The organism is Alteribacillus sp. JSM 102045 (assembly GCF_041949975.1).
In the GTDB taxonomy this organism is placed as follows: Bacteria; Bacillota; Bacilli; order Bacillales; family Marinococcaceae; genus Alteribacillus.
The window spans coordinates 106,610-132,200 of the sequence record NZ_JBHFQG010000008.1 but is presented as its reverse complement, the minus strand read 5'-3'; the positions used below and the strand labels follow the sequence as shown (position 1 = coordinate 132,200).

The following is a 25,591-nucleotide window of genomic DNA, read 5'->3' as shown; positions in this document are numbered from 1 at the left end:
AAATGCATCTACACGCAACTCCAATCTTTTTCTTGTTTCTTGGACAATTCAAGTGTAAAGGATTTTGGAGCTTGCGTGTTTTTTTATGTCTAAATTTTTTCATACCCCAACAATTATAATAGAGCCATAAAAACTGCCTTAAAGAGGGTACTTCTCTTTTAAGGCAGTCATTTTTATTATTTTATTCCATCTCACCTGAGCTGAATGTCTCAATCATTTCTTCTACCATATCCCACTCTTCATCTGTTTCGATTGGGAATAATGAGATATCTGATTCTTTTTCCCCTTCATCTTCAAAACGAAAAGCAAACACTTCTACTTCTTCTTCGTCTTCATTCTCACCAGCATCAGTCAAAACCATGTATGACTTCCCGGTTTCATCTACATCAAAGGTAAACAGTACATCAAAAAGATGTTCATTGCCTTCTTCATCAGGAATGACAATTCGCTCGTTTTCTTCTTGAGCCATTCGTACACCTCCATCGGTATTTTATTGGTTTAAATCAAGATATCCTTGTAATATCATTACCGCAGCCATCTTATCTACTACTTTTTTTCTTTTCTTTCTACTCATATCAGCTTCAATAAGGGTTCGTTCAGCTGCTTGTGTGGTCAGACGTTCATCATACATATGAACTGGCACACGAAGCTCTTCTTCAAGGTGCTTGGCAAATTGCTGGCATTGTTCTCCACGCGGTCCTATGGTTCCATTCATATTCTTAGGAAGCCCTACTACCACTTCAGAAGCTTCATGCTCTTCCATTAATTCTGCAATCCGGCCAAAAGCTTCCTGGGGACTGTTTCCTTTAATATGGATCGTTTCCAGGCCCTGGGCGGTCCATCTTAACTCATCTGAAACGGCCACCCCTATTCGTTTCATGCCAACATCTAAGGCTAATACTTTCATTCCTTCTCCTTCCCGTGCTCTTGCAAATAAGACCTTACTAATTCTTCAATCAACTCATCTCTTTCAAGCTTTCGGATGAGAGTACGGGCATCTTTATATCTCGGAATGTATGCAGGATCACCGGACAACAAATAACCTACAATTTGATTAATTGGGTTATATCCTTTTTCTTCAAGTGCCTGGTAAACTGTAAACAGCACTTCACGGGCATCTGCATCTATGGAGTCATCCTGAACATTAAATTTCATGGTGTTGTCGTTTGAACCCATACCATACACCTCCTCAATAATAACTGCATTTATTTATATGGACGTTTATCATATTTACAGCCCAATGCTTTCAACATCTTGCCCTTATTGTACACCAATTATTCCCGTTTAGGAAATGGATTTAACAATATCTGCTACGGCGCTTAATGCCTCTGAAAGTTTATCTGGGTTTTTCCCGCCAGCTTGAGCCATATCTGGACGGCCTCCGCCTCCGCCTCCGCAGATGGAAGCTGTTTCTTTAACAATTGTTCCTGCTTTGTATCCTTGGTCAGTTAAATCTTTGGTAACCCCAGCTACAAGGTTTACTTTTCCGTTATTTACTGCCCCTAATACAACTATACCTGATTCCAGTTTTTGTTTAAGTTCGTCTACTGTGTTACGAAGCCCATCCATATCTGCAGCCGAGACTTTTTGTGCGATCACATTAACGCCGTCTACTACTTGTACATTATCAAGAAGATTTCCTGCCTCCATGTTTCCAATTTTCGCATTAAGGGATTCATTTTCACGCTGCAAGTCACGGATTTGCTGTTGTAAAGCCTCTACTCGCTTCGGTACATCCTTTAGTGATTTTGCTTTTAGTTTATTACCTGTTTCTTTTAAAACATTCATTTGTTCATTCATAAATTCGTATGCTTTTTGACCTGTTACTGCTTCAATTCTTCGGACTCCTGCTCCGATTCCTGCTTCTGAAACAATCTTAAATATCCCCACTTCGGCTGTATTATTTACATGACAGCCTCCGCACAGTTCAATACTATAATCCCCTACTTGGACAACTCGGACTTTGTCACCATATTTTTCTCCAAATAAAGCCATAGCCCCCATCGCTTTAGCTTCTTCGAATTTTTTCTGTTCAATGGTTACGGGAATAGCTCTCCAAACTTTTTCATTTACAATTTCCTCAATTTGATCTAACTCCTCTTGTTTCACTTGCCCAAAATGAGAAAAATCAAACCGTAGACGCTCTTCTGACACCAGTGATCCCGCTTGGTTCACATGATCCCCTAAAACATCTTTTAATGCCTGGTGAAGCAGATGAGTAGCTGTATGGTTTTTTACAATATCGACCCGTCCTCTCTCTTCTACTACTGCTTTCACAGCAGAACCAGTTCTAAGCGAGCCGCTGACTATTTCAACTGTATGCAAATGCTGACCGTTTGGCGCTTTTTGAACATCGGTCACCTTTGCTTCTGCATTTTCATTAAATATTATACCTTTATCAGGAACCTGTCCCCCACTTTCAGCATAAAAAGGAGTTTGGTCAAGAATGATCTTTGCTGTTTTGCCAGCAGATATAGTATCTACTTTCTCTTTTTCATGAACGATAACCTGTACGACAGCATCAGTCCGAAGAGAATCATAACCGATAAATTGACTGTCTTCTTTTATATCAGCAAACACAGCATCCTGTGTTTGCATGGAACCATCGTCCTTACGAGCTGCCCGTGCCCGCTCACGCTGAGCCTGCATTTCTTTTTCAAACTCTTCCGTGTCGATAGCGAAGCCATTCTCCGTAACGTATTCTTCTGTAAGGTCCACAGGAAAACCATACGTATCATATAGACGAAACACATCTTTTCCAGAAATAACAGAAGTACCGGCTTCTTCTGCTTTTCTCATTATTTCTGATAAAATAGCTAGTCCTTCGCTTAACGTTTCATGGAAACGTTCCTCTTCATTTTTTATCACTTTTTGAATAAACGCTTCTTTGTTCTTCACTTCTGGGTAGTAATCTTCCATAATTTCTCCAACTACGGGAACTAATTCGTACATAAAGGGACGTTCAATGCCAATAAGCTTTGCGTATCGTACAGCTCTTCTTAATAAACGTCTTAACACATAACCTCTGCCTTCGTTAGACGGTAACGCTCCATCTCCCACGGCAAAGCTGACAGTGCGGATATGGTCTGCGATGACTTTAAAAGCTACATCTTTTTCTTCAGAGGTTCCGTAAGCAAGACCTGTTATGTTTTCTACTTTTCTCATAATAGGTAAAAATAAATCTGTATCATAATTAGTTTTCGCATCTTGGATAACGGAAACGATTCTTTCTAATCCCATACCGGTATCAATATTTTTCTTAGGAAGCGGCGTATAGGTGTCATCAGGATTATGATTAAATTGAGAAAACACCAGGTTCCAAATTTCAAGGTATCTTTCGTTCTCTCCTCCAGGGTATAGTTCCGGGTCCTGGGAGTTATCTCCATATTCGGGACCGCGGTCATAAAAGATTTCGGTATTTGGCCCACTCGGCCCTTCACCAATATCCCAAAAGTTTTCCTCTAAACGAATAATCCGTTCTTCCGGCAGTCCAATCTCATTTTTCCAATAATCATAAGCCTCATCGTCTTCTGGGTGTACAGTTACTGATAGTCTATCTTTTTCAAATCCAATCCAATTTTTACTTGTTAAAAATTCCCATGCCCATTCAATCGCTTCTTTTTTAAAATAGTCGCCAATGGAAAAATTCCCAAGCATTTCAAAAAACGTATGGTGTCTTGCAGTTTTTCCAACATTCTCTATATCATTTGTGCGTATAGATTTTTGGGCATTTACAATTCGCGGATTTTCTGGAACAACTCTTCCATCAAAATACTTTTTTAACGTAGCAACCCCGCTGTTAATCCATAAAAGAGTAGGATCTTCATGAGGAACTAATGAAGCGCTCGGCTCAATGGAGTGCTCTTTTTCCTTAAAAAAATTTAAAAACATCTGTCTTACTTCTGCAGACGTATAAACTTTCATGCTTTATTCCTCCTAAATTATAATTATTATAAACATTTCATGTTTTATTTTATCGCAGAACAAAAGCGCAAGCGCCCTGTTCGGCCTCGACAGGTAAATGTTCTCCAGTCATGAAAGGCGTTCTTTGCCTTTCATGACTGGAGGTTATTTAACCCCGAGAGGCTGGGCGCTGAAGCTAGACGCGGATCAAACAATATGGAGATAGTATCCACAACTTGTAAAAACATAATTTCCTAAACAATTAAAAAACTCCGTCCCCTGGTGCAGGGACGAAGTTAATTCGCGGTACCACCCTGTTTACAGGCTAAGCCTGTCAACTTATATCCTTAACGCGGTTCACGGCAGGTATTAACTGCACTCCGGGCCAGCTTTCTGCTACTCTTCTCTGCCGTTTTATTTCAGCCAAGTAAAACGGTCTCTGTTCAGAGGGCTTTAGCGTACTTTTCCCATCATCATATTTTTTCATTTAAATTTTCCTTCTATTGATATCTTAGTTTACATTCAAGACTTAACAGCGAAAATTTGCAGTTATTTTTCTGTTTTTATCTAATAAAATATTATGCTTTCTTAACATTATAAAAAATGACTCCGTCTGTCAAATTCCTTATACTTAAGTTAAGAGTAATTACCGTAAGGAGGGAACCCTTATATGAACTTCAATCATTCCACTCCCCTAATCGTGTATGAAACGCTTCTTGATAAAATGGATCTTGGCATCAGAGTTATTGATAGATCGGAAACGCCTATTATTTATAACACAAAAATGAGGGTGATTGAATCAATGACTATTGAAGATTTTTCCGATAAACCTATAACAGAAGTCTTCCCTTTTAAAGATAAACGTGACAGCCGCTTGTTTCAAGCTCTCTACAATAATAAAACGATAAAAAATAAAAAACAAACCTATTACAATAATAAAGGAGATGAAATTACTACGGTCAATCATACCTTTCCAATAAAAGAAAAAGGGCAAACGATTGCAGCTGCTGAGATCGCAACAGATGTTACCCAGCTCGAAAAAATGCGAAGAGACAGCATCATACGCCGCACAGATACTCGTTATACATTTGAAAGTTTAATTGGTTCTTCTTCTGCTATTCGTGAAGTAAAGGAAAATGCTAAGAAAGCTACTAGAACTTCGTCTTCTATCCTTTTGGTAGGGGAAACAGGAACGGGAAAAGAATTGTTCGCCCAAAGTATTCATAATGGAAGCAGCCGAAGCGGACCGTATATTTCCCAAAACTGTGCGGCCCTCCCTGAAACATTAATTGAAAGTTTACTGTTTGGAACAGTAAAAGGTGCGTTCACCGGCGCTGTTGAACGTTCTGGATTATTTGAAGAAGCAGAAGGCGGAACCTTAATGTTAGATGAAATTAACACCCTGCCCACTTCACTGCAAGCAAAGCTGCTTAGGGTGATCCAAGAAAGAAAGATAAAGAGAATTGGAGATAATAAGGAACGCCCTATTGATGTTCGCATCATAGCTACAATAAATGAAGACCCGCTTGATGCAATTACACACAAGCGTCTCCGTAAAGACCTTTACTATCGACTTGGAGTCGTAACTCTCTTCATCCCTCCTTTAAGAGAACGATTATCCGATATACCAGAGTTAGCAGATTCATTTATAAGTAAGTATAACCAGTATTTTCAAATGCAAGTTCTAAAGATAGATCACGAAGTGAAAGAAATTTTCAATCAATATTTGTGGCCTGGAAATATTCGGGAACTTGAACATGTGATTGAAGGCGCTATGAATATGGTGCTTGAAGAAAATACCATTACTGCAGCCCATCTTCCCCCTCATTTTCGTAATAAAACAGAACTTTCTGAAATGGATCATACATTTAATGAAAATCAGGAAAAATCTTTAGAAAAAGGCGAATCTCTTCGAGATAGGTTATATAAAACAGAGCTTACTATAATCAAACAATCTTTATCCAAAAACAATTACAATATAATGCGTACCGCTAAAGACCTTGGGATTAGCAGACAAAGTCTTCAATATAGAATGGAAAAGTTTCAGCTGAAATAATGAATACAGCAAGGAGTGCAAAATATTTTTCATATTAAGTGCAAAATTTTTTGCACTTTTTTGTTTTATTTTTGTTTGTATGACTACATCTCAACTTTTTAGAATTGGCACAGTTTTTGCATTATAAATGGTTAGAATTTTCAGAGAGGTGATAAAATGGTTTGGGATTATAAGCACGAACCGTTTACAGATTTTTCTGACTTAAATAATCGGCAGGCTTTTGAAAAAGCACTTGGGCATGTCAAATCTCAATTAGGGCAAGAATATCCTCTTATTATTGGCGGGGAACGTATAACAACAGAAGACAAAATATTCTCAGAAAACCCTGCAAACAAAAAAGAAGTGGTTGGATATGTTTCTAAAGCTACGAAGGAACATGCAGAATCAGCTATGAAAAAAGCCTGGGAAGTATTTGAGACTTGGAAAAAATGGTCCGCCGAAGCTCGAGCAAACGTTCTTTTCCGCTCAGCTGCTATCGTAAGACGAAGAAAACATGAGTTTTCAGCCTATCTTGTATATGAAGCAGGAAAACCATGGAAGGAAGCAGATGCTGATACAGCAGAAGCAATTGATTTCCTGGAATATTACGGAAGGCAAATGCTTCGCTTAAAAGACGGCATGCCCATACACAGCCGCGAAAAGGTAGAAAATAATACATTTACGTATATACCGTTAGGAGTTGGCGTGACCATTTCTCCATGGAATTTCGCATTTGCTATTATGGCAGGCACTACTGTAGGGCCTATGGTGTGTGGTAATACTGTTTTACTAAAACCAGCGAGCACGACACCTGTAATAGCTTACAAATTTATGGAGGCTCTGGAAGAAGGCGGTATGCCTGCAGGCGTTGTGAATTTTATTCCGGGAAGCGGCGCTGAGATCGGTGACTATTTAGTAGAACATCCAAAAACTAGATTTGTTAACTTTACCGGTTCAAAAGAAGTTGGAATCAGCATCTATGAAAAAGCAGCGAAAGTACAGCCAGGTCAAATATGGCTTAAACGCTGCAGCATTGAAATGGGCGGTAAAGATACGATTATCGTTGATAAAGAGGCCGATGTAAATGTAGCAGTTGATTCCATTATATATTCTGCTTTTGGTTTTTCCGGTCAAAAATGTTCTGCTTGTTCTAGAGCAGTGGTTCATAAGGAGCTTTATGATGAAGTGTTAGAAAAAACAGCAGCAAAAACGAAAGAGCTTACAGTTGGTACACCGCAAGATTTTAATAATTTCATGGGGCCATTAAACGATCAGGCGGCACACGATAAAGTAATGAAGTATATTGATATAGGCAAATCCGAAGGCAGATTAATGGCTGGAGGAGAAGGTAATGCAGCGGACGGCTACTTTGTAAGACCAACCGTTTTTGCAGATCTTTCACCTGATGCAAGGCTAATGCAAGAGGAAATATTCGGTCCTGTTGTCGCCTTTTCCAAAGCCCAAAGCTTTCAAGAAGCTTTAGACATTGCAAATAACACGGAATACGGGTTAACAGGCGCGGTGATTTCTAACAATCGCGCCCATTTAGAAAAAGCACGTGAGGAATTCCACGTAGGCAACCTTTATTTTAACAGAGGCTGTACAGCTGCTATTGTAGGATATCAGCCTTTTGGAGGTTTTAACATGTCCGGTACAGATTCTAAAGCCGGAGGACCAGATTACCTTCTCATGTTCATGCAGCCGAAAACTGTAACTGATCAATTTTAGATCGTATCCTTCTCTCCGCGGCTTATAAAGTTCGCGGAGAGACATATTAGGGAAGGAAGATAAAAATGAAAAATGTTTCCAGAAATTTCTTCCTATTTCTTTCTAAAAACCGTACCTTAAACAAAAGTGCAAAACGTTGGGGGTTAAAGTTAGGAGCTTCCAGTGTAGTAGCTGGAGAAGATATTCCAAGCGCAATGGAGGCCGTACGTAAATTAAACCAGAAGGGGATAATGTGTACGGTAGACCATCTTGGTGAATTTGTCACAGAAAAAACGGAAGCATTAAAGTCAGCGGATTATTGTATTAAAACGTTGGATGCGATTGCTGAAGAAAAAGTTAATTGCAACCTATCCTTAAAATTGACCCAGCTTGGCCTTGATATTAACCAGAATTTATGTATGGATAACATGGTTAAAATTCTTTCTGCTGCTGATCAATATAATATATTTGTTAGGATTGACATGGAAGATTATAGTCATTATCAGCTGACTATCGATATATTAAATGAACTGCGAAAAAAACATGACAACGTAGGTACAGTCATACAAGCATATTTACACCGTGCTGCTGATGATGTTGAAGCATTAAAAGGAATTCCACTGCGTCTTGTTAAAGGAGCATACAGAGAACCTCCAGAAGTTGCTTTACAAAATAAGCAAGACATCGACAATAATTTTATTAAAATTATTAAACAGCATCTTTGCAATGGAAGTTATACGGCGATAGCAACCCACGACCATAACATCATTAACCAAACGAAACAATTCGTTAAAGAAAACAATATTCCAAGAGACTTGTTTGAATTCCAAATGCTTTATGGTTTTCGAGTAGATATGCAAAAGCAATTAGTAAATGAAGGATATCATTTTAGAACTTATGTCCCATTTGGAAATGATTGGTATGGTTATTTTATGAGGCGCTTGGCTGAAAGGCCCCAAAATGTCGCTTTTGCATTTAAGGGGTTCTTTTTAAAGTAACTTTCCGCTGCTTAAATGTATGGAAAATATTATTTATCACAACAAATAATGGTACTGCTATAAAAAGTCCGATAAAGCCAGCTAATTCAAATCCTAACAATAGAGCAAAAACAATTACTAATGGATGTAAATGAACATTTCTGCCAACAACGTAAGGAGATAAAAAATTTCCTTCTATTTGCTGAATAACAAATAAGAGAATAATCGTTATAATCAATTTGCTTGTAGAGATAGAAGCAGCTGCCATTAATGCAGGAGCAGCTCCCAATATTGGGCCAAAATAAGGGATAATGTCTGTAATAGCTATAAACAAACCAAGCAAAATGGCATTCGGAATATTTATAATCCATAAACCTAAAGCAGATAGAAGCCCGACTGCTCCAGCAACCATGAACTGGCCTCTTATATAATCTCCAAGTGCTTCATCAACTGCTCCTGCAAGCAATTCTCCTTCGTCTCTCCATTTGCTGGGAACAAAACGCTTTATTGTTCTTTCAATTGCCTTCAAATCCTTTAACAGGTAAAACACCAGAAATGGAAGCAGCAGAAGAAGAACAATAAATTCTACAATATTTCTCCATTTATTTATTAAGCCTTTCATACTATCTCCCAGTTTTGTTTCTGTTTGATCAAACGCTAACTCAATCGTATTATGAATGGCAGGAGGAAGAGTATCAATTCGATGATGCAGATTGGAAAAGAGTGTATATAATTGTTCGAAATATTCCGGAAGATATCGTGTAAACTTTTCAATCTGGTTGTACAATACTGGACTAAAATACCAAACAAACCATGCACCTCCTCCAAAAAACACCACATAGACAAATAAAATAGAAAGTGCTCTAGGTATATGACGCTTTTGTAGAAAATCAATCACAGGGTGAAGTAAATAAGCAATAATAGCAGCGATAACAAAAGGAAGCATTACTTTTCCAGCAACATTTAAAAAGGAAGACCAAATTGGTTTCAGCAAACTTAATAAATATATAATGAAAAGAAAAACAGCTATTAGCAAAAGACGCTGAAGCCATATCCATTCCTTTCCTTTTACCATAAAAATACCCCCTCCTTCTTCATAGGATGAGGTATAAGGCAAATATTTATGTTAGTAAAAGATGAATTTCCAGTTAACCTTGCTGGTTTCCCGAGATTTTTAAATTTCTATTCATGTTTACCAGATTAGTATCTGTATTATTTATTAGGAAAACTCGGTGTACCACCGTTTAATGGAGTAACAGTATATAAAAAGACTGCACTTATGAGGGGCCCATAAATGCAGCTTACCCTATCATTGATATATTCCTTTATTCCACCTTTTTCTCAATGTCTTTACCCAGCGCTGAGACTGACTCCATAACTGGTAGACAGAGAAATTACGGCGATTACAGCGCCTTATCATCCCTGCTGCTGCTGATGTAATTCCTGCTACAGCAAGCGATGTCCAAATATTGCGGCTCCTCCTCATAGATATCATCACCCTTCGCGCTCGGAATACCAATTCTTTCCGAATAAATCATCCAAACAACAAAGCGTACCGTCTTCTTCCACTTGATAAAGAGTATACTCTCCGTTTTCCATCGTCCATTCAACAAAACATTCCCAGCAATAATAATGTTCTGCACCTATTTTACCTGTATTTTTCGTTTTGCAATAGGGACATTCCATATAGATAACCTTCCCTTTTTCGTAATTTGTTTCGTAAACACGAAAAGTTGTTATCCATTATGTCCCAGCTTTTTGAAGAATATACTTACAAGAAAAAACGCAAGCGCCCATGTCAGCCTCGACGGGTAAATGTTCTCCAGGCAATAAAAGGCGCTCTTACTTCCACAGGATGTGGTGACTTCTGCGTTGCACTTTCATCACCAAAAACACCACGTCCTGTGCGTCGACGTGTGCGCATTTAGCAGAAGGGTCCTAAAGGATGTTCGACTAAGAACGTCACGTCCTGTGACAACGTCGAACTGGCTTGCACAGGATGTGCTGACTTTTGCGTTGCGAACACGATGTTCGCGATTCTAGCAAAAGTTCCTTAAACCGTCTTGGGCCTCCGAGAGGCTGGGCGCTGAAGTTAGACAGCAACGTGCAAAAATTTTTAACTTTCTTATCTAAATATAAAGACTAGCTTTTCGTTTGGATAATACTAATTTGTGTTTCCATTTCTTTATTCATGAGATGAAACATTTTCCTTTTCTAAAAGCTTTTCTTTTAATGTAGTATATCTTTCATCCTTATGTTTATTTTTGACAGCGAATTCAACAGCACTTCTCTCCCCGCACAATATTAAATAATCCCGTGCTCTTGTAATGGCAGTATACAGCAAATTACGCTGCAGCATTCTTTTATAAGACATAAGCATAGGAACTACAACTATTGGGAATTCGCTTCCTTGCGATTTATGGATTGAAGTACAATATGCAAGTGTTATCTGATTAAGGTCCTGCCTTGTATACGTAACTTCTTTACCTTCAAAGGATAAAACAATCTTCATTTGTTTATCAGTGGTTTCGTTAGCTTCAATAATAGCTTCTACTACGCCGCGGTCCCCATTAAATACTTCTTCCTCAGGGTTATTAATTAATTGAAGAATCACATCACCCTTGGAGTACGTCATTTCCCCGAACGTTACTTTCCTTTTCTTTTTTTTAGGAGGATTATAAAGATTTTGAAGTGTTTTGTTTAATACATCCACTCCAGCAGGTCCTTTGTACATAGGTGCAAGCACCTGAATTTCTAATGGGGAATAACCCTTTTTAATTGCCCCTTCACAAACTTTTTTAACAACATCTGCTGTTTGCATTTTATTACATATGAAAAAGCGGCGGTCTTCAAAGGGGGTCATTAAATCATTAGGAAGCTCGCCTTTTTTTATCGAATGAGCAAGGTTAATGATAGATGAACCTTCTGCTTGTCTGTAAACAACGGACAATGAAACGATAGGAACAATATTGGTTTCAAGAAGATTCCCTAAAACCTGTCCTGGACCTACAGAAGGGAGCTGATCTTCGTCTCCAACTAATATAACTTGCATATCTTCTGGTATAGAGCGAAATAACTGATTTGCAAGCCACATATCTACCATGGAAACTTCATCAACAATAAGTAGTTTACCTTCTAAAGGCTCTTCTTCATCTTTTGCAAATGCTTCGTCTCCATTTACTCCATTATACCCCAGCAATTTATGAATAGTGCTTGCTTGAAGACCTGTTGACTCCTTCATACGCTTTGCAGCCCGGCCAGTTGGAGCTGCCAGCAAAACCGGAAATGGCTCTTCTTTTTTATAAGAAGAGCGGTCGAGGGAAAAGCCATGCAGTTTGGAAAAAATCTCAACTATTGCTCTAATCACCGTAGTTTTCCCTGTTCCTGGACCGCCTGTTAATATCATTAACGATGAATGAATTGCCTTCTGTATGGCTTCTTTTTGCTGATCCGCGTACTCAATTCCATATTGTTCTTCTGTTTCACCAAGTGCCTTTAAAAACTCAGCTTCAGAAAAAGTCCCTGCTTCTTCTCTCTCGAGCATTTTTTTAATCTTTGTAACAAACCCTTTTTCTGCAAAATATAGAGAAGCCATATAGACCCTGTTTTCTTCCTGAATTAATTTGTCTTCTTCGGCAAGCTGAAGCAATGCTGACTCTAGTAATTCATCACTCATTTTATTGTTAGGGTCGTTTAATAAAGACTTTGCTTCCTGCATAAGAAGAGACCAGGGAATATAAACATGGCCATCCTGCATGGTTTTTTCGTACAAAATATACAGCATTCCTGCCTTCACTCGTTCGGGATCATCCCGCTTGATGCCAAGACTTTTGCCTAGTTTATCTGCCTTATAAAATCCTACTCCTTCGATATCCCAGACTAACTGATAAGGTGTATCCTGGATAATATCAAAGGTGCGTTCTCGATAAGCATTATATATTTTGACAGCAAGCTCCATTCCAAAACCATAGCGTGTCAGTGTGGTCATTGCCTGCTCCATTCCCTGGTTTTCGAGCATTGCTTGATAAATGTTTTTTCGTTTCTTTTGATTTAAACCATTTATTTTCTTAAGATTATCTGGATTATCTAAAACTTTTTCAATGACGTTTTGTCCAAAATTTTCCACTAATACGGCGGCTGTTTTTTCTCCAATACCGGGAAAACGGTCACTTGAAAGATAAGCAATAATCGCGTCTTTTTCTGTAGGTATTTCTTTTTTATACGTTTGTACCTGGTATTGCTTACCAAAACGCGGATGTTCTTTAAAAGCACCTTCAAAGAAATATCGTTCGTCTGTATCTATTGAAGGAAAATAACCTACAACAGTAACTTTTTTCTCATCTATTTTTGGATTGGACTTTTTTACTTTTACGATTAAAACGGTATAACCGTTTTCTTCATTTCTAAAAATAATGTGGACCACTGTGCCGCTTATAAACGATTCAGGTAAGGAATCGCTCTCGTAAGGAACACTTGCCATACAGAAACCTCCGGATTATTTTTCAAGAAATTTTTTTGCTTGTTCTTTCCCATTGAGGGCTAACATGTGGTCAGGCTGCTGCTCGATCGCTTTATCAAAATAAGAAATTGCTTCTTTTAACTTGTCTTTATGCATGCTGGCAACCCCTAAATTGTAGTAAGCATCCGCATGCTGTTCATCTTCTTTTACTACTCTTTCAAAATGAGGAACTGCTTCATCAATCTGTTGAGAGCGGGCTAAACAAAGTCCATAATAAAACCTTGCATCCGTATCCTCCGGGTTACATTCTAAAGCTCTTTGTAAGGAGGCCTGCGCATGAGGAAGTCTTCCTGATTGCATATATGACATCCCCATCATGTAGTGCAGACTTTCATCGTCCAAGCCTGCTCTATGTGCTTGCTGATACATCGTAACAGCTTCAGCATATTTTTCTGCATTATATAATACATTCCCTGCTCCATAGTAGGCTGCAGCCGCGTTATTATCTAAATTTAACGCTTTTTGGAAAAAATTAAGGGCTTTTTCGCTTTCACCCATTTCAGCCAACAGGTTTCCAAAATTAATATAAGCGACTGGATCATCCGGCTGCTCTTCAACGGCTGCATTTAACAGTTCCGCAGCCTTTTCTAAATCACCATTTTGTATAGCGTCCATTGCTTTTTCATTTGTACCCATTATCATCACTCTCCTGCTTACATCCTAACGTTGAACTCATTTGAAAAGCAAAAGGGAAAACGTATTACGAATCTACGCTTTCCCGGATTTTTATTGCTTCTTCTATTGTTCCGCCTCCAAGACAGATATCTCCATCATATAATACAACAGATTGACCAGGTGTGATCGCACGCTGCGAAGTTTTAAACATTATTTTTCTTATGCCGTTTTCGCCAGGATATACAACGACTTCCTGGTCCGATTGGCGATAACGAAATTTTGCTGTGCAGGAAAAAGGCTTAATTCTTTCCTCCCCGTTTATCCAGTTCATATGAGATGCGAAAAGTCCTTCTGAATAAAGACCGGGGTGATGAAAACCTTGTCCCACTATTAAAGTGTTGTCTTCTAAATTTTTATCTACAACAAACCAAGGTTCTCCTGACCCGCCAATTCCTAATCCCTGTCTTTGGCCCAGTGTATAGTACATCAGGCCGTCGTGTGTTCCTTTCACTTCTCCCTGAGGTGTAACCATTTGACCCGGCTGTGCTGGCAAGTATGACTTCAAAAAGTTTTTAAAGTTTCGTTCACCGATAAAACAGATACCAGTGCTGTCTTTTTTTCCGGCTGTAGCAAGACCTTTTTCTTCAGCAATAGCTCTTACTTCTTTTTTCGTCAACTGGCCAAGCGGGAACATCACTTTTTGAAGCTGCTCTTGATTTAATTGGTTCAAAAAATACGTTTGATCTTTGTTGTTATCTACGCCGCGAAGCATAGATACAGTTCCGTCTACTTCTCTTTGTACTCTCGCATAATGACCAGTAGCAAGATAATCCGCCCCTAGAGACATGGCATGATCAAGAAAAGCTTTAAACTTAATTTCTTTGTTGCACATTACATCGGGATTAGGTGTTCTTCCTGCTTTATATTCATCTAGAAAGTAAGTGAAAACATGATCCCAATATTTTTGTTCAAAATTAACCGCATAATAAGGAATTTCAAGCTGATTACAAACTTTGATAACGTCATCGTAATCTTCGGTGGCCGTACAAACACCATTTTCGTCCGTATCGTCCCAATTTTTCATAAAAATACCAATCACTTCATAGCCTTGATCTTTTAATAGTGCTGCGGTCACCGAAGAATCCACTCCGCCTGACATCCCTACAATAACTCTGGTATCTTCAGGTTTTTTTTCTACAGACATACTTTTTCCTCCTTTCTTAAACAGTTGTTATACGAGCCATTATTTTTCTTATTTCGGCTGCCATATATTTCATTTGATCCACAGTATTATCTTTTCCAAAGCTGAACCTTACAGAAGAAGCAGCCCGTTTCGGATCGGCAAACATTGCACTTAGTACATGAGAAGGTTCAACGGACCCGGCAGTACATGCCGAGCCGCTTGACGCTGCTATTCCACTGAGGTCCAAATGAACCAGGAAGGACTCTACTTGAATATTCGGCAAAAAAATATTTGTAATATGGGGCAGTTTACCTGCAGCTGGCCCGTTTACTTCAAAAGGAACCTCTTCAGATTGTAAAGCTTCTAAGAAATGGCCGCTTAATGATTTATAAAAATTAAACCGGCTCTCTCTTTCTTCGAATGCTATTTCTGCAGCTTTTGCAAATCCTGCTGCAGCAGCAAGGTTTTCCGTTCCTGCCCTTCGCTTTTTCTCTTGTTCTCCTCCTGTTAAAAAAGGAGTCAGCTTCGTTCCTTTTTTTACATACAAAAATCCGGCTCCTTTTGGACCGTTAATTTTATGAGAAGACACAGATACCATTGTTACAGGTATCTTTTCTACATTCAAAGGAACTAATCCATAGGTTTGAACCGCATCTGTATGAAATGCAATATTATTTTCAGTGGCCAGGTCAGCTATTTGTGAAATTGGCTGCACTGTCCCTACTTCATTATTCCCGTGCATAATAGTAATTAAGATTGTGTCATCTGTTATGGCCTCTTTCAGCTCTTCAAATTGAACAAAGCCTTCTTTGTTTACAGGGAGATAAGTAATTTTAAAACCCAGTCTTTCCAGCTTCTCACAAGTATGAAGGACCGCATGATGTTCAATTTTTGTCGTAATAATATGATTACCGCGTTCTTTATTTGCTTCAGCATAACCAATAATAGCCAGGTTATCTGCCTCTGTACCCCCGCTTGTGAACACTATTTCATCAGGTGAGGCATCAATTGTATGAGCCAGCTGTTCTCGGGCTCTGTCTAACTGCTGACGCGCTTTTCGTCCAAAAGTGTGTATACTAGAAGGGTTTCCAAAATTATCCTGCATGACATCCATCATTACTTTTGCTGCCTCTGGATGAACCGGAGTCGTTGCAGCATGATCTGCATATATATTTTTCACGTATTTTCACCGTCCTACAGTGCTTTCCCATCAAATATAAAACATATAATATTCGTGATCATCTTCTCCTTCATAAGAAGCAAGATCTTCTAACGTCGTGCTGTCAAGAACATCTTTTACTGCATCTCTTATTTTTATCCATAAATCCCGCTTGGCCGGTTCTTCATCATCTAAGACTTCCACAGGACTAATCGGCCCCTCAAGTACTCGTATGATATCCCCGGCCGTTATTTCAGATGGTGCTTTTGACAGCATATAACCGCCATAAGCTCCTCGAACACTTTTTACTAAAATAGCGTTCCTTAGAGGAGCAATCAACTGCTCAAGGTAATGTTCAGATAAAGAGTGTTCTTTTGCAATAGATTTTAATGATACAGGACCCTCACCGTATTTTTTTGCTAATGCCATCATTATAGTTAGTCCGTACCGTCCCTTGGTTGATATTTTCACTATTTACACCTCTTTCAATAAATCGATGAACAAGCTTTCTGCATTGCGGCAAGGCAAAACCAACGACTTGGCCTATGCCAAAACAAAATAGTATGGTCCCAAGAAAAACTGGGCCTCCTAACAGCCATCCTGCTGTTAAAACTGTTATTTCCATTATTCCCCGAACCCGGGATACTTTCCAGCCTGTTTTCTCCTGAAGAGCAATCATAAGACTGTCTCTTGGACCCGCACCGCATTCCGGGGCGATATAAATTCCTATCCCATACCCTATTATTATTATCCCTGTTAAAAGCATTAAAAGCTTCATAAAAAATAAGTCAGGGGTGGATAATAAAAATAAAAATATATCTATAAACACTCCTACAAGAACCATGTTAACTATGCCGCCAGCCTGCGGCAATTCTTTTAGCAAAAGGGAGGTCGTCCCTATTATAAAAATTCCAATTATAATGCTCCATGTGCCAACCGTCAATCCCAGTTGACTTTGAAGCCCAATATGAAGGACATCCCATGGAGCGCTTCCTAATTCTGCTCTAATCATCATAGCGATGCCAAATGACATAATCATTAGTCCTGCTATAAAAATAAGCCACCTTGAAAAAAGGTGTTCTCCACTAGCGAAAGTTCTCTCCATTATTTCCCTGCTCTCTATTTTATCTAAAGATAACACTTTGTAAAATAATACGTTTACTTTCCAATCATGTGCCATTATAGCATGAAAACAAACATTTTTGCATGACAGGAGCTTACTGGTTATGTCTCAATTTCTTTGTGCCTATGTCTCAGACAGTTTGTCTGATATACTAGAACTGATGTTCCATAAAAATATAAAAAGGAGATTTCCATAATGAATCAGCAGCAGCCTCTGGCATATAGATTACGGCCACATACGATTGATGATGTTATCGGACAACATCATTTGCTTAATAAAGGAAAACTGCTCAGAAGAATGGTTGAAACAAAAAAACTCTCTTCCATGATTTTATATGGACCTCCAGGCACTGGAAAAACTTCTATCGCCTCTGCCATTGCAGGAAGTACAGATACCCCTTATAAACTCATGAATGCTGTGGTTCATAATAAAAAAGACATGGAAATCGCTGTAGAAGAAGCAAAGATATCTAATCAGCTAATCGTCATTATGGATGAAGTTCACCGGTTAGATAAAACAAAACAAGACTTTTTGCTGCCGCATCTTGAAAGGGGTCTAATTATTTTAATAGGAGCTACTACAGCAAATCCGTACCACTCCATTAACCCAGCTATTCGCAGCCGCTGTCAAATATTTGAACTGCATCATTTAACATCAGATGAAATTACTGAAGCTCTATATCGAGCATTGAAAAATAAGGAAAATGGATTGGGGGCCTATCCTGCTGAATTAACTGAAAAAGCAGCAGCACACCTTGCTGCTGCCAGCGGCGGCGACATGCGCACTGCTTTAAATGCCCTGGAATTAGCTGTGCTTTCCACTCCTAAAAATGAAGAAGGTATTATCTTCATTGATTTACCAACAGCAGAAGAGTGTATCCAAAAGAAAAGCTTTCAACATGATAAAGATGGAGATGCCCATTATGATGTATTATCAGCATTTCAAAAATCAATTCGAGGTAGCGATGTAAATGGTGCACTTCATTATCTTTCTAGGTTAATTGAAGCGGGTGACCTAATTAGTATTGGCCGGCGGTTAATTGTTACTGCCTACGAAGACATAGGTGTTGCCAGCCCGCAAGCAGGTCCTCGGGCTTTAGCAGCAGTCGAGGCTGCAGAACGACTAGGATTGCCGGAAGCCAGAATCCCGTTGGCCGCTGTAGTTGTAGAACTATGTCTTTCCCCTAAGTCTAATAGTGCTTATAAAGCTTTAGACAAAGCAAGAGAAAGACTTCTTGAAAAAGGTACACCAGAAATACCTTTGCATTTAAAAGATTCTCATTATAAAGGTGCCAAAAATTTAGGAAGAGGGACAGCATATCAATATCCCCATAATGATCCCAGGGGCTGGCTTCCCCAACAATACCTTCCAGATGCTCTTCTACATGACGAATATTATACTCCAAAAGATACTAGCAAATTTGAACGCTCTTTATCAGAAATTTACCATAACCTAAAACATAAATAATAGGCCGGACTTTGTTTTAGTCCGGCATCACCACTCCCTTTATCTTTATTTCCTTTCAAAGAAAATTCCATCGCTTTCACTTCATTTTTACTAGGTTTAAACATCAATGTTTTAACTTTCTTTTATTTGCATTCAGTTTTAGTACAGAGGGCGACAGTGATGTATTCATTTTAACTCTGCCTCCTTTTTTTGAGCTTTAAATAAAAACACTATATCTTTAATAATGTCATTTTAACTGATGATTCTCCCTGTGCAGTTTGAGTGGGAAGTGTGCATAACAACCATCAACGTTTGCCCAGGATTTTATTTGTTATTCAGACGTATAAATTTTAATTTTAGCGCCCAAACTGTTAACGGCAAATCTACTTTGACTTACAAAAATGAACTATGTATTAAATTATGAGATTTACTAAGCTCAGCTATATATTTTAGCTATATATTAAGGAGGAAATAAGAATGAACGTTAGACAGGATGCGTGGTCTGATAAAGATGACCGACTACTAGCAAATACTGTGTTAAAACATATTAGAGAAGGAAGCACTCAGTTAAAAGCTTTTGATGAAACAGGGGACATGTTAGACAGAACTTCTGCTGCGTGCGGATTTCGTTGGAATGCCATTGTCCGGCAAAAATATGAACACAAAGTAAAAGAAGCAAAACGAGAACGAAAAATGAGAATGCGTGCGTCTGCAAAACAGGCAGCCAATCATATTAACCCAGCTCGTCATAGTAGTTTTCTTACTACCATGGATCAAATTATTAATTACTTAGAAGGGACAGCTGATCAATTAGAACAAGGTTTTCACAACCAGTCTGTAGAAGAAATTGAAAAAGAAATCACTTCTTTAGAACATTCCAAAGAATCCTTACAACAAGAGATAAGTAATATGAAAAAGGAATATGCTGCAATGAAACGCGATTATGAAACTATCGTTCATATGATGAATCGAGCAAGAGAAATGGCTATGACAGAAGAAACCATACCATCTTCTAATATTTTTAGAATGGACCGTAACGGTAATTTAGAAAAGCTTTCCATTTAACATACGATATGATAAGAGAAACACTGACTTGTCGTCAAACTCCTGGTGGCGCAAGTCTTTTTTTGTGTGTTCTTCAGATAACATTCTTCCTGATAATATCAATGAACTGTCTCCGTTATTAAGCAGAGACAGTTTTTTCTATAAAACATGAAGGAAAAAATTATTGGTGCATTCGCTGAATCTCTATTCCATCCAATAATTTATTTATAACATGACCAGCTGCGATTAACCCGGCAACAGAGGGTACAAACGCATTAGAAGAAGGAGGCATCTTTGCTTTTCGAATGCTTCCTTTTTCTGCTGTTTCGGGAACTACTTTACTTCGTACTTCTTCTTTAATTTTAATGGGTGTTTCATCGGAAAATACCACATCTACTCCTTGGTAAATTCCGCTTTTTCTTAATTCTCTTCTCATCACTCGGGCCATTGGATCATTTTCTGTCTCAAATAAATCTACTATTTTTAATCGGGAAGGGTCCATTTTATTAGCTGCTCCCATACTTGATATGATTGGAATTCTGCGTTTTTGGCATTCCTCAATTAAATGTATTTTGTAAGAAATAGTGTCTGAGGCATCAATTATATAATCGGGTTGGAATGCAAAAAAATCTTGATAAGTGTCTTCAGTATAAAACATTTTTACTTCTTCTATTTCACTCTCAGGGTTAATGTCGAGGAGTCTCTTTTTCATCACTTCAACTTTAGGTTTTCCGACAGTGGAGGTAAGTGCGTGCAACTGCCTGTTAACATTGGTTATATCGATGTCATCTTTGTCGACAAGAATAACACGCCCAACTCCCGAACGAACGAGAGCTTCAGCTGAGAAAGAACCTACTCCCCCAACTCCCAGGACAGCCACTGATTTACCTTTTAACCGATTTAAGCCCTCTTGTCCAATTGCTAGCTCATTTCTAGAAAACTGATGAAGCATTGCAGTCTCTCCTTTTTTCACTGTTTCACGTAAAAACCCCCGGGGAGTATTTCCCCAGGGGGTTGATTTTCAAAGATGGAAGAGTCCCGATGTGCCGTCAAACTAACTTAGTTTTGAAGCCTGCTCTTGGCAGGTGGGTGCCCTGTTCAATCCTTCAAACGTCCACTTTACAGAGGCTTGTTATCCAGATTGAAACTGCAGGCTCCCAATGTAAAAATGTTGGCTCAAAACGATGAGTGTCCCACGTACACCTCAGGACTCTTCAAATTGATTTGAGTATATAATAGCACGGACCTTTTATTCAGGTCAAGAGATTTCCAAGCCTACAATCATTCTGTATAACAAAAAAGTGATAATATTCCTGTTTTTAATGACTTCCTTTAATTATTGTTTATTTTAGGTATAAACCGGGTATAATTATTTCGTTAATCATTCACTTTTCATGCAATAATTAGAAAACCTCTGCCTGTTCTGTAAGCATACTGTTATAATTATTGGAGGCAATATATTTGAAAAACCCCGCTTATCACCTTGAAAGACAGCAGTTTCCTTGGCAATAACGGCATTGTAGTACTTCTTCTGTCTTGAAAACCGGAATTTTAACAATAACATCTTAAAAGTGTAAAGAAAGGCAGGTAGTATGACAAAAGAACAATCCAACGTAAATAAACCACTTGCGAGCCATGAAATTATTCAAATTGAGCAGAAAATCGAATGGCTTGAAAAAATTCAGGTCGAATATAAAGATTTTATATATCTTTATCCCCATTCAATCGAAACACCCCTTCACCGCTATCTTTTAAAAGAAGTGTTTGACATTTCTTATAAGTGGTCTCCCGGACAAATTGGTTTCTTATATCTTCATACTACTGGAGGAGTCAGAACCTTTCATACCCGGTCCGACCCCTCCGATTTTGTGCAGCAGTTCAGGGAAACTGAGCATTTATAGCTCATCTTTATTCTTCTTCAAATTGTATTACTTCCAAATTCAGCTCATCAAGCTGACTGCTGCTGACCTCACCAGGAGCCCCGGTTAATGGGCAGCTTGCGCTGGCAGTTTTTGGGAATGCAATGGTATCGCGGAGATTGTTTCTGCCGGCCAGAAGCATGATCAACCTATCAAGTCCAAGAGCAATTCCTCCATGTGGCGGTGTGCCATACTCAAAGGCATCCAATAAAAATCCAAATTGCTCACGAGCTTCTTCTTCACTGAATCCAAGAGCTTCAAACATTTTTTCCTGCAGATCTCTTTGGTAAATACGTTGTGAGCCTCCTCCAAGCTCGTAACCATTTAACACAAGGTCATATGCTTCTGCACGAACTTCTTCTGGATTGTCATTTAACTTGGGAATATCTTCACGAATCGGACTTGTAAACGGATGGTGCATCGCTACATAGCGGTCTGCATCTTTGTCATACTCCATAAGCGGAAATTCTGTAACCCATAGAAAATTGAATTTACTGTGGTCGATCAAGTTAAGTTCTTTACCAAATTTCAAACGAAGTGCTCCCATTGCATCATAAACTATTTGTTTTTTATCTGCCCCAAAAAATAACAAGTCACCTGTTTCCGCATCGAGTGCTTTTCTAATTTCTGCTGTTTCTTCTTCACTGAAGAATTTTGCAATTGGTCCTTTCAAGCTGTCTTCTTCAACTTTTAACCATGCAAGCCCTTTTGCACCATATACAGCAACAAAATCCGCCAAATCATCAATTTCTTTTCTTGACATCTCATTTGCTACGCCTTTTACATTGAGTCCTTTTACAATTCCACCATTTTTCACTGCATTCGCAAACACTTTAAAATCACTGTTTTTTACAATATCCGAGAGCTCCACCAGCTCCATGCCAAAACGTGTGTCAGGTTTATCTGATCCATAACGATTCATTGCCTCTTCATACGTTAGACGTGGAAACGGAGTAGAAATATCCAGACCGTGTACCTCTTTTAAAATCTTTTTCATCATCTCTTCTATCATCGACAGAAAATCTTCTTTATCCATAAAAGAAGTTTCAATGTCGACCTGTGTAAACTCTGGCTGCCGATCCGCTCTTAAGTCTTCATCACGAAAACAACGTACAATCTGGAAGTACCTTTCAAAGCCAGACACCATTAGCAGCTGCTTAAATAATTGCGGTGACTGTGGAAGGGCATAAAACTCACCACGATGAACACGGCTTGGCACCAAATAGTCTCTTGCTCCTTCTGGAGTGCTTTTCGTTAACATTGGTGTTTCTATATCTAAAAATTCATTCTCATCAAGAAAATCACGAATCAATTTTGTCGTTTTATGACGAAGTTTAAATGTTTCCTTCATTTCCGGGCGACGCAAATCTAGATAACGATACCTTAAACGAACATCTTCTGATACATCGGTTTCACCGTCCACTTGAAATGGAAGAGGTTTTGAGTTATTTAAAATATTTAATTCGTCTACTTGAACTTCTACGGTGCCGGTAGGAATTTTCTCGTTATATGTTTCTTCATCCCTCTTAACCACTGTGCCTTTTACATCAAGTACGTATTCACTTCTTACTGTATCCATTTTTTCCAATGCTTCGTCAGATATTTCAGGATTAGCCACGATTTGTACAATACCAGTACGGTCTCTTAAATCCACAAAAATAACTTGGCCAAGGTCTCTTCTCGTTTGTGCCCATCCTTTTAGTTCCACTCGTTGTCCGATTAACTGCTCTGAAATCTCTCCACAATTATGTGTACGTCCTATCATTACTTTTCTTCCTCCATTTTCTCTCTTATATAATTTGTAAATTCTGTTAACGGAATTTCTTTTTGTTCTCCTCTTTCCATTGACTTCACATTAATAATTCCTTTTTGGAGCTCATCCTCTCCTAACACGGCAGTGTAGGAAGCCTGCAATCGATCAGCTGCTTTAAATTGGCCTTTTATTTTTTTATTTAAATAGTCTTTGTCTGCAGAAACACCAGCTCTTCGTAGCTCAGTTAATAACACTGCGGCTTTCTGGGCAGGCTCTTCTCCTAATGCAACAAGGTAACAATCCAACCCTTTCGTGACAGGGAGCTCCACATTTTGGGATTCAAGTGCCATTAATAGCCTTTCAATACTTAATGCAAATCCAATACCTGGAGACTCAGGACCTCCAATATCTTCGACAAGACCGTTGTAGCGGCCGCCTCCCATTAGCGTTGTAATAGCTCCAAAACCTTCGCCTTCAATCATAATTTCAAAGGCTGTATTATTATAATAATCTAATCCGCGTACGAGGCCGGAATCTACTTCATAAGGAATGTCCATTTTATCCAGCAAACTTTTCACCGAGTTAAAATATTGACGAGACTCTTCATTTAAATAATCCAAAATAGAAGGAGCACTTTCCATGAGCGGATGATTTCTATCTTTTTTACAATCAAGAATACGCAGCGGATTAGTCTCTAGCCTGGATTGACAATCACTGCAAAATTCATTGATATGCGGCTTGAAATGAGCAATTAGTGCCTCACGATGAGCTTTTCTGCTGTCTATATCACCAAGACTATTAAGTACAAGTTTTAGCCCTCTCAATCCTAATTCCTTATAAAATTCCATTGCCATCGCAATGACTTCTGCATCAATTGCAGGATCATCACTTCCAATTGCCTCTACTCCGAATTGAAAAAACTGGCGCATCCTGCCCGATTGTGGCCTTTCATAGCGAAACATAGGTCCAATATAATACAGCTTTTCAGGCTGAACCGCACTGCCGTAGAGCTTATTCTCCACATACGAACGAACAACTGAAGCTGTGCCTTCTGGTCTTAATGTTAAGCTGCGGCCGCCTCTATCAGCGAATGTGTACATTTCTTTTTGAACAATATCTGTAGTATCACCTACGCCGCGTTGAAATAATTCTGTTTGTTCAAATATAGGTGTACGAATTTCTGCATAATTGAACCTTCTGCAAATATCATGGATTTTAGCTTCGATAAACTGCCATTTTTCAGAGGTGCCCGGTAATATATCCTGCGTTCCTCTTGGTATGCGGATATCCATATGTATCGCTCCCTTTCCAAGGCTTTTTTATTGTCATTAAATAAACTTGGTTCGCCTCCAAGTCTTAAGGAGAAAGCAGCAGCTTTTCTTATCCTGATACTTGAAGTCGTTTTTACTTTCTTAAACGTATAAAAACAAAAAAACTCGTCTCTCGCAAAAAACGAGGGACGAGTTAGTACCCGTGGTGCCACCCTGGTTGAAGCACATTTATTTTATGCTTCCACTTGTCACAGTTAACGCCTGGTTTTACGTCTTTCCCTACTCACTTTTGCTTTCGAAAAAGAGCCTAAAGAGTGTCTTTCAGCAGGAAGCAAACAGAACTGCTCTCAGCTGCTGCAGCTCCTCTCTGTTTATGCTTTTCCCCTGCTTACTTTCTCCTTCATCAGCATCTCTCATATTAACTGATATCTATCTTACGAATGTAGGTGATCTTTGTCAACCTGCTATTTAGAAAGGACTTTCTAAAATAAGTGTAACTGGTCCATCATTGGTGAAGCTGATCTTCATCATTGCCCCAAATTTTCCAGTTTCTACTTCAATACCTTTTTCTCTAAGAATTTCATTAAACTGATTGTATAGAGTTTCGGCCTTTTCAGGCTTAGCAGCTTCCATAAAATTAGGGCGTCTTCCTTTTTTGCAATCGCCGTATAAAGTGAATTGAGAAATCGATAATATTTTCCCGTCTGTATCTACGAGACCTTTATTCATTTTTCCCGTTTCATCTTCAAAAATCCTTAAATGAATAAGCTTTTCAGCCATCCATTCCAAATCTTTTTCAGTATCATCATGGGTGAAACCAACTAAAGCCACTATCCCGTGATCGATAGACCCTGTAATTTCACCTTCTACAATGCACTCCCCGTTCTGGGAACGCTGAACAACTACTTTCATATCTCAACTAATCCTTTCAAACAGT

General features: G+C 38.8%; 22 protein-coding genes, 1 other RNA gene and 2 other annotated features. Of the genes, 6 read left to right on the top strand and 17 right to left on the bottom strand.

Annotated features, from left to right (window positions below):
* Positions 1 to 181: 181 nt before the first annotated feature.
* The 4 genes from ACE1TI_RS08195 to alaS form a co-directional block, all read right to left on the bottom strand.
* The gene (locus tag ACE1TI_RS08195) at positions 182 to 469 is read right to left on the bottom strand and encodes a DUF1292 domain-containing protein (protein ID WP_375007094.1); all 288 of its coding nucleotides are present in this window, start codon (positions 467 to 469) and stop codon (positions 182 to 184) included.
* A 21-nt stretch (positions 470 to 490) separates the two neighbouring features.
* Positions 491 to 907: a Holliday junction resolvase RuvX gene (ruvX, locus tag ACE1TI_RS08190; RefSeq protein WP_375007093.1), complete on the bottom strand. Its 417-nt coding sequence runs from the start codon at positions 905 to 907 to the stop codon at positions 491 to 493.
* Entirely contained in the window at positions 904 to 1,176 is a 273-nt protein-coding gene (locus ACE1TI_RS08185; RefSeq protein WP_375007092.1) for an IreB family regulatory phosphoprotein, read from the bottom strand. The genes ruvX and ACE1TI_RS08185 overlap by 4 nt, the downstream gene beginning before the upstream one ends.
* Positions 1,177 to 1,284: 108 nt before the next feature.
* Positions 1,285 to 3,924: an alanine--tRNA ligase gene (gene alaS, locus ACE1TI_RS08180; protein ID WP_375007091.1), complete on the bottom strand. Its 2,640-nt coding sequence runs from the start codon at positions 3,922 to 3,924 to the stop codon at positions 1,285 to 1,287.
* Between the two features lie 262 nt (positions 3,925 to 4,186).
* Positions 4,187 to 4,386, bottom strand: a binding site (T-box leader).
* A gap of 187 nt (positions 4,387 to 4,573) precedes the next feature.
* On the opposite strand from alaS, the gene ACE1TI_RS08175 reads away from it, so the two are divergent.
* The 3 genes from ACE1TI_RS08175 to ACE1TI_RS08165 all read left to right on the top strand — a co-directional run bounded on the left by ACE1TI_RS08175 (position 4,574) and on the right by ACE1TI_RS08165 (position 8,643).
* Positions 4,574 to 5,959: a sigma-54 interaction domain-containing protein gene (locus ACE1TI_RS08175; protein WP_375007090.1), complete on the top strand. Its 1,386-nt coding sequence runs from the start codon at positions 4,574 to 4,576 to the stop codon at positions 5,957 to 5,959.
* Between the two features lie 156 nt (positions 5,960 to 6,115).
* Positions 6,116 to 7,666 carry an L-glutamate gamma-semialdehyde dehydrogenase gene (gene pruA, locus ACE1TI_RS08170; RefSeq protein ID WP_375007089.1) on the top strand — a complete coding sequence of 517 codons (1,551 nt, stop codon included), beginning with the start codon at positions 6,116 to 6,118 and terminating at the stop codon, positions 7,664 to 7,666.
* A 65-nt stretch (positions 7,667 to 7,731) separates the two neighbouring features.
* Entirely contained in the window at positions 7,732 to 8,643 is a 912-nt protein-coding gene (locus ACE1TI_RS08165) for a proline dehydrogenase family protein (RefSeq protein WP_375007088.1), read from the top strand.
* On the opposite strand, the gene ACE1TI_RS08160 is transcribed toward ACE1TI_RS08165, so the two are convergent.
* The 8 genes from ACE1TI_RS08160 to ACE1TI_RS08125 all read right to left on the bottom strand — a co-directional run bounded on the left by ACE1TI_RS08160 (position 8,621) and on the right by ACE1TI_RS08125 (position 17,203).
* Entirely contained in the window at positions 8,621 to 9,697 is a 1,077-nt protein-coding gene (locus tag ACE1TI_RS08160; RefSeq protein WP_375007087.1) for an AI-2E family transporter, read from the bottom strand. The two genes, ACE1TI_RS08165 and ACE1TI_RS08160, sit on opposite strands and share 23 nt — an antisense overlap.
* Positions 9,698 to 10,116: 419 nt before the next feature.
* Positions 10,117 to 10,308 carry a hypothetical protein gene (locus ACE1TI_RS08155; protein WP_375007086.1) on the bottom strand — a complete coding sequence of 64 codons (192 nt, stop codon included), beginning with the start codon at positions 10,306 to 10,308 and terminating at the stop codon, positions 10,117 to 10,119.
* Between the two features lie 499 nt (positions 10,309 to 10,807).
* The gene (recD2, locus tag ACE1TI_RS08150; RefSeq protein ID WP_375007085.1) at positions 10,808 to 13,102 is read right to left on the bottom strand and encodes an SF1B family DNA helicase RecD2; all 2,295 of its coding nucleotides are present in this window, start codon (positions 13,100 to 13,102) and stop codon (positions 10,808 to 10,810) included.
* Between the two features lie 15 nt (positions 13,103 to 13,117).
* Positions 13,118 to 13,777, bottom strand: a complete 660-nt coding sequence (locus ACE1TI_RS08145; RefSeq protein ID WP_375007084.1) for a tetratricopeptide repeat protein — start codon at positions 13,775 to 13,777, stop codon at positions 13,118 to 13,120.
* Positions 13,778 to 13,841: 64 nt separating this feature from the next.
* The gene (gene mnmA / locus ACE1TI_RS08140) at positions 13,842 to 14,960 is read right to left on the bottom strand and encodes a tRNA 2-thiouridine(34) synthase MnmA (RefSeq protein ID WP_375007083.1); all 1,119 of its coding nucleotides are present in this window, start codon (positions 14,958 to 14,960) and stop codon (positions 13,842 to 13,844) included.
* 16 nt (positions 14,961 to 14,976) lie between these two features.
* Complete coding sequence (locus tag ACE1TI_RS08135; protein ID WP_375007082.1) at positions 14,977 to 16,119, bottom strand: cysteine desulfurase family protein; 1,143 nt, start codon at positions 16,117 to 16,119, stop codon at positions 14,977 to 14,979.
* Between the two features lie 30 nt (positions 16,120 to 16,149).
* Positions 16,150 to 16,569 (bottom strand): cysteine metabolism transcriptional regulator CymR, encoded by a 420-nt coding sequence (gene cymR / locus ACE1TI_RS08130; protein WP_375007081.1) that lies wholly within the window; start codon positions 16,567 to 16,569, stop codon positions 16,150 to 16,152.
* Positions 16,502 to 17,203, bottom strand: coding sequence for a YczE/YyaS/YitT family protein (locus tag ACE1TI_RS08125; protein ID WP_375007080.1), 702 nt, complete (start codon positions 17,201 to 17,203; stop codon positions 16,502 to 16,504). The genes cymR and ACE1TI_RS08125 overlap by 68 nt, the downstream gene beginning before the upstream one ends.
* A 213-nt stretch (positions 17,204 to 17,416) precedes the next feature.
* Here ACE1TI_RS08125 and ACE1TI_RS08120 point away from each other — a divergent pair, with 213 nt between their 5' ends.
* A complete protein-coding gene (locus tag ACE1TI_RS08120; protein ID WP_375007079.1) occupies positions 17,417 to 18,688 on the top strand; it encodes a replication-associated recombination protein A in 1,272 nt (423 codons plus the stop codon).
* Positions 18,689 to 19,144: 456 nt separating this feature from the next.
* A complete protein-coding gene (locus tag ACE1TI_RS08115) occupies positions 19,145 to 19,732 on the top strand; it encodes an RsfA family transcriptional regulator (protein ID WP_375007078.1) in 588 nt (195 codons plus the stop codon).
* Positions 19,733 to 19,892: 160 nt separating this feature from the next.
* On the opposite strand, the gene ACE1TI_RS08110 is transcribed toward ACE1TI_RS08115, so the two are convergent.
* Entirely contained in the window at positions 19,893 to 20,663 is a 771-nt protein-coding gene (locus ACE1TI_RS08110; protein WP_375007077.1) for a tRNA threonylcarbamoyladenosine dehydratase, read from the bottom strand.
* A 79-nt stretch (positions 20,664 to 20,742) separates the two neighbouring features.
* Positions 20,743 to 20,925: non-coding RNA, 6S RNA (gene ssrS, locus ACE1TI_RS08105), on the bottom strand.
* Positions 20,926 to 21,303: 378 nt separating this feature from the next.
* Here ssrS and ACE1TI_RS08100 point away from each other — a divergent pair.
* Positions 21,304 to 21,612: a hypothetical protein gene (locus tag ACE1TI_RS08100; protein WP_375007076.1), complete on the top strand. Its 309-nt coding sequence runs from the start codon at positions 21,304 to 21,306 to the stop codon at positions 21,610 to 21,612.
* Positions 21,613 to 21,619: 7 nt separating this feature from the next.
* On the opposite strand, the gene aspS is transcribed toward ACE1TI_RS08100, so the two are convergent.
* From aspS to dtd, 3 genes are all read right to left on the bottom strand, one after another.
* Entirely contained in the window at positions 21,620 to 23,395 is a 1,776-nt protein-coding gene (gene aspS / locus ACE1TI_RS08095; RefSeq protein ID WP_375007075.1) for an aspartate--tRNA ligase, read from the bottom strand.
* Positions 23,395 to 24,675, bottom strand: coding sequence for a histidine--tRNA ligase (gene hisS, locus ACE1TI_RS08090; protein WP_375007074.1), 1,281 nt, complete (start codon positions 24,673 to 24,675; stop codon positions 23,395 to 23,397). The genes aspS and hisS overlap by 1 nt, the downstream gene beginning before the upstream one ends.
* Positions 24,676 to 24,835: 160 nt before the next feature.
* Positions 24,836 to 25,067 (bottom strand) — a binding site (T-box leader).
* A 55-nt stretch (positions 25,068 to 25,122) separates the two neighbouring features.
* Positions 25,123 to 25,566 carry a D-aminoacyl-tRNA deacylase gene (dtd, locus tag ACE1TI_RS08085; RefSeq protein WP_375007073.1) on the bottom strand — a complete coding sequence of 148 codons (444 nt, stop codon included), beginning with the start codon at positions 25,564 to 25,566 and terminating at the stop codon, positions 25,123 to 25,125.
* Positions 25,567 to 25,591 lie beyond the last annotated feature (25 nt).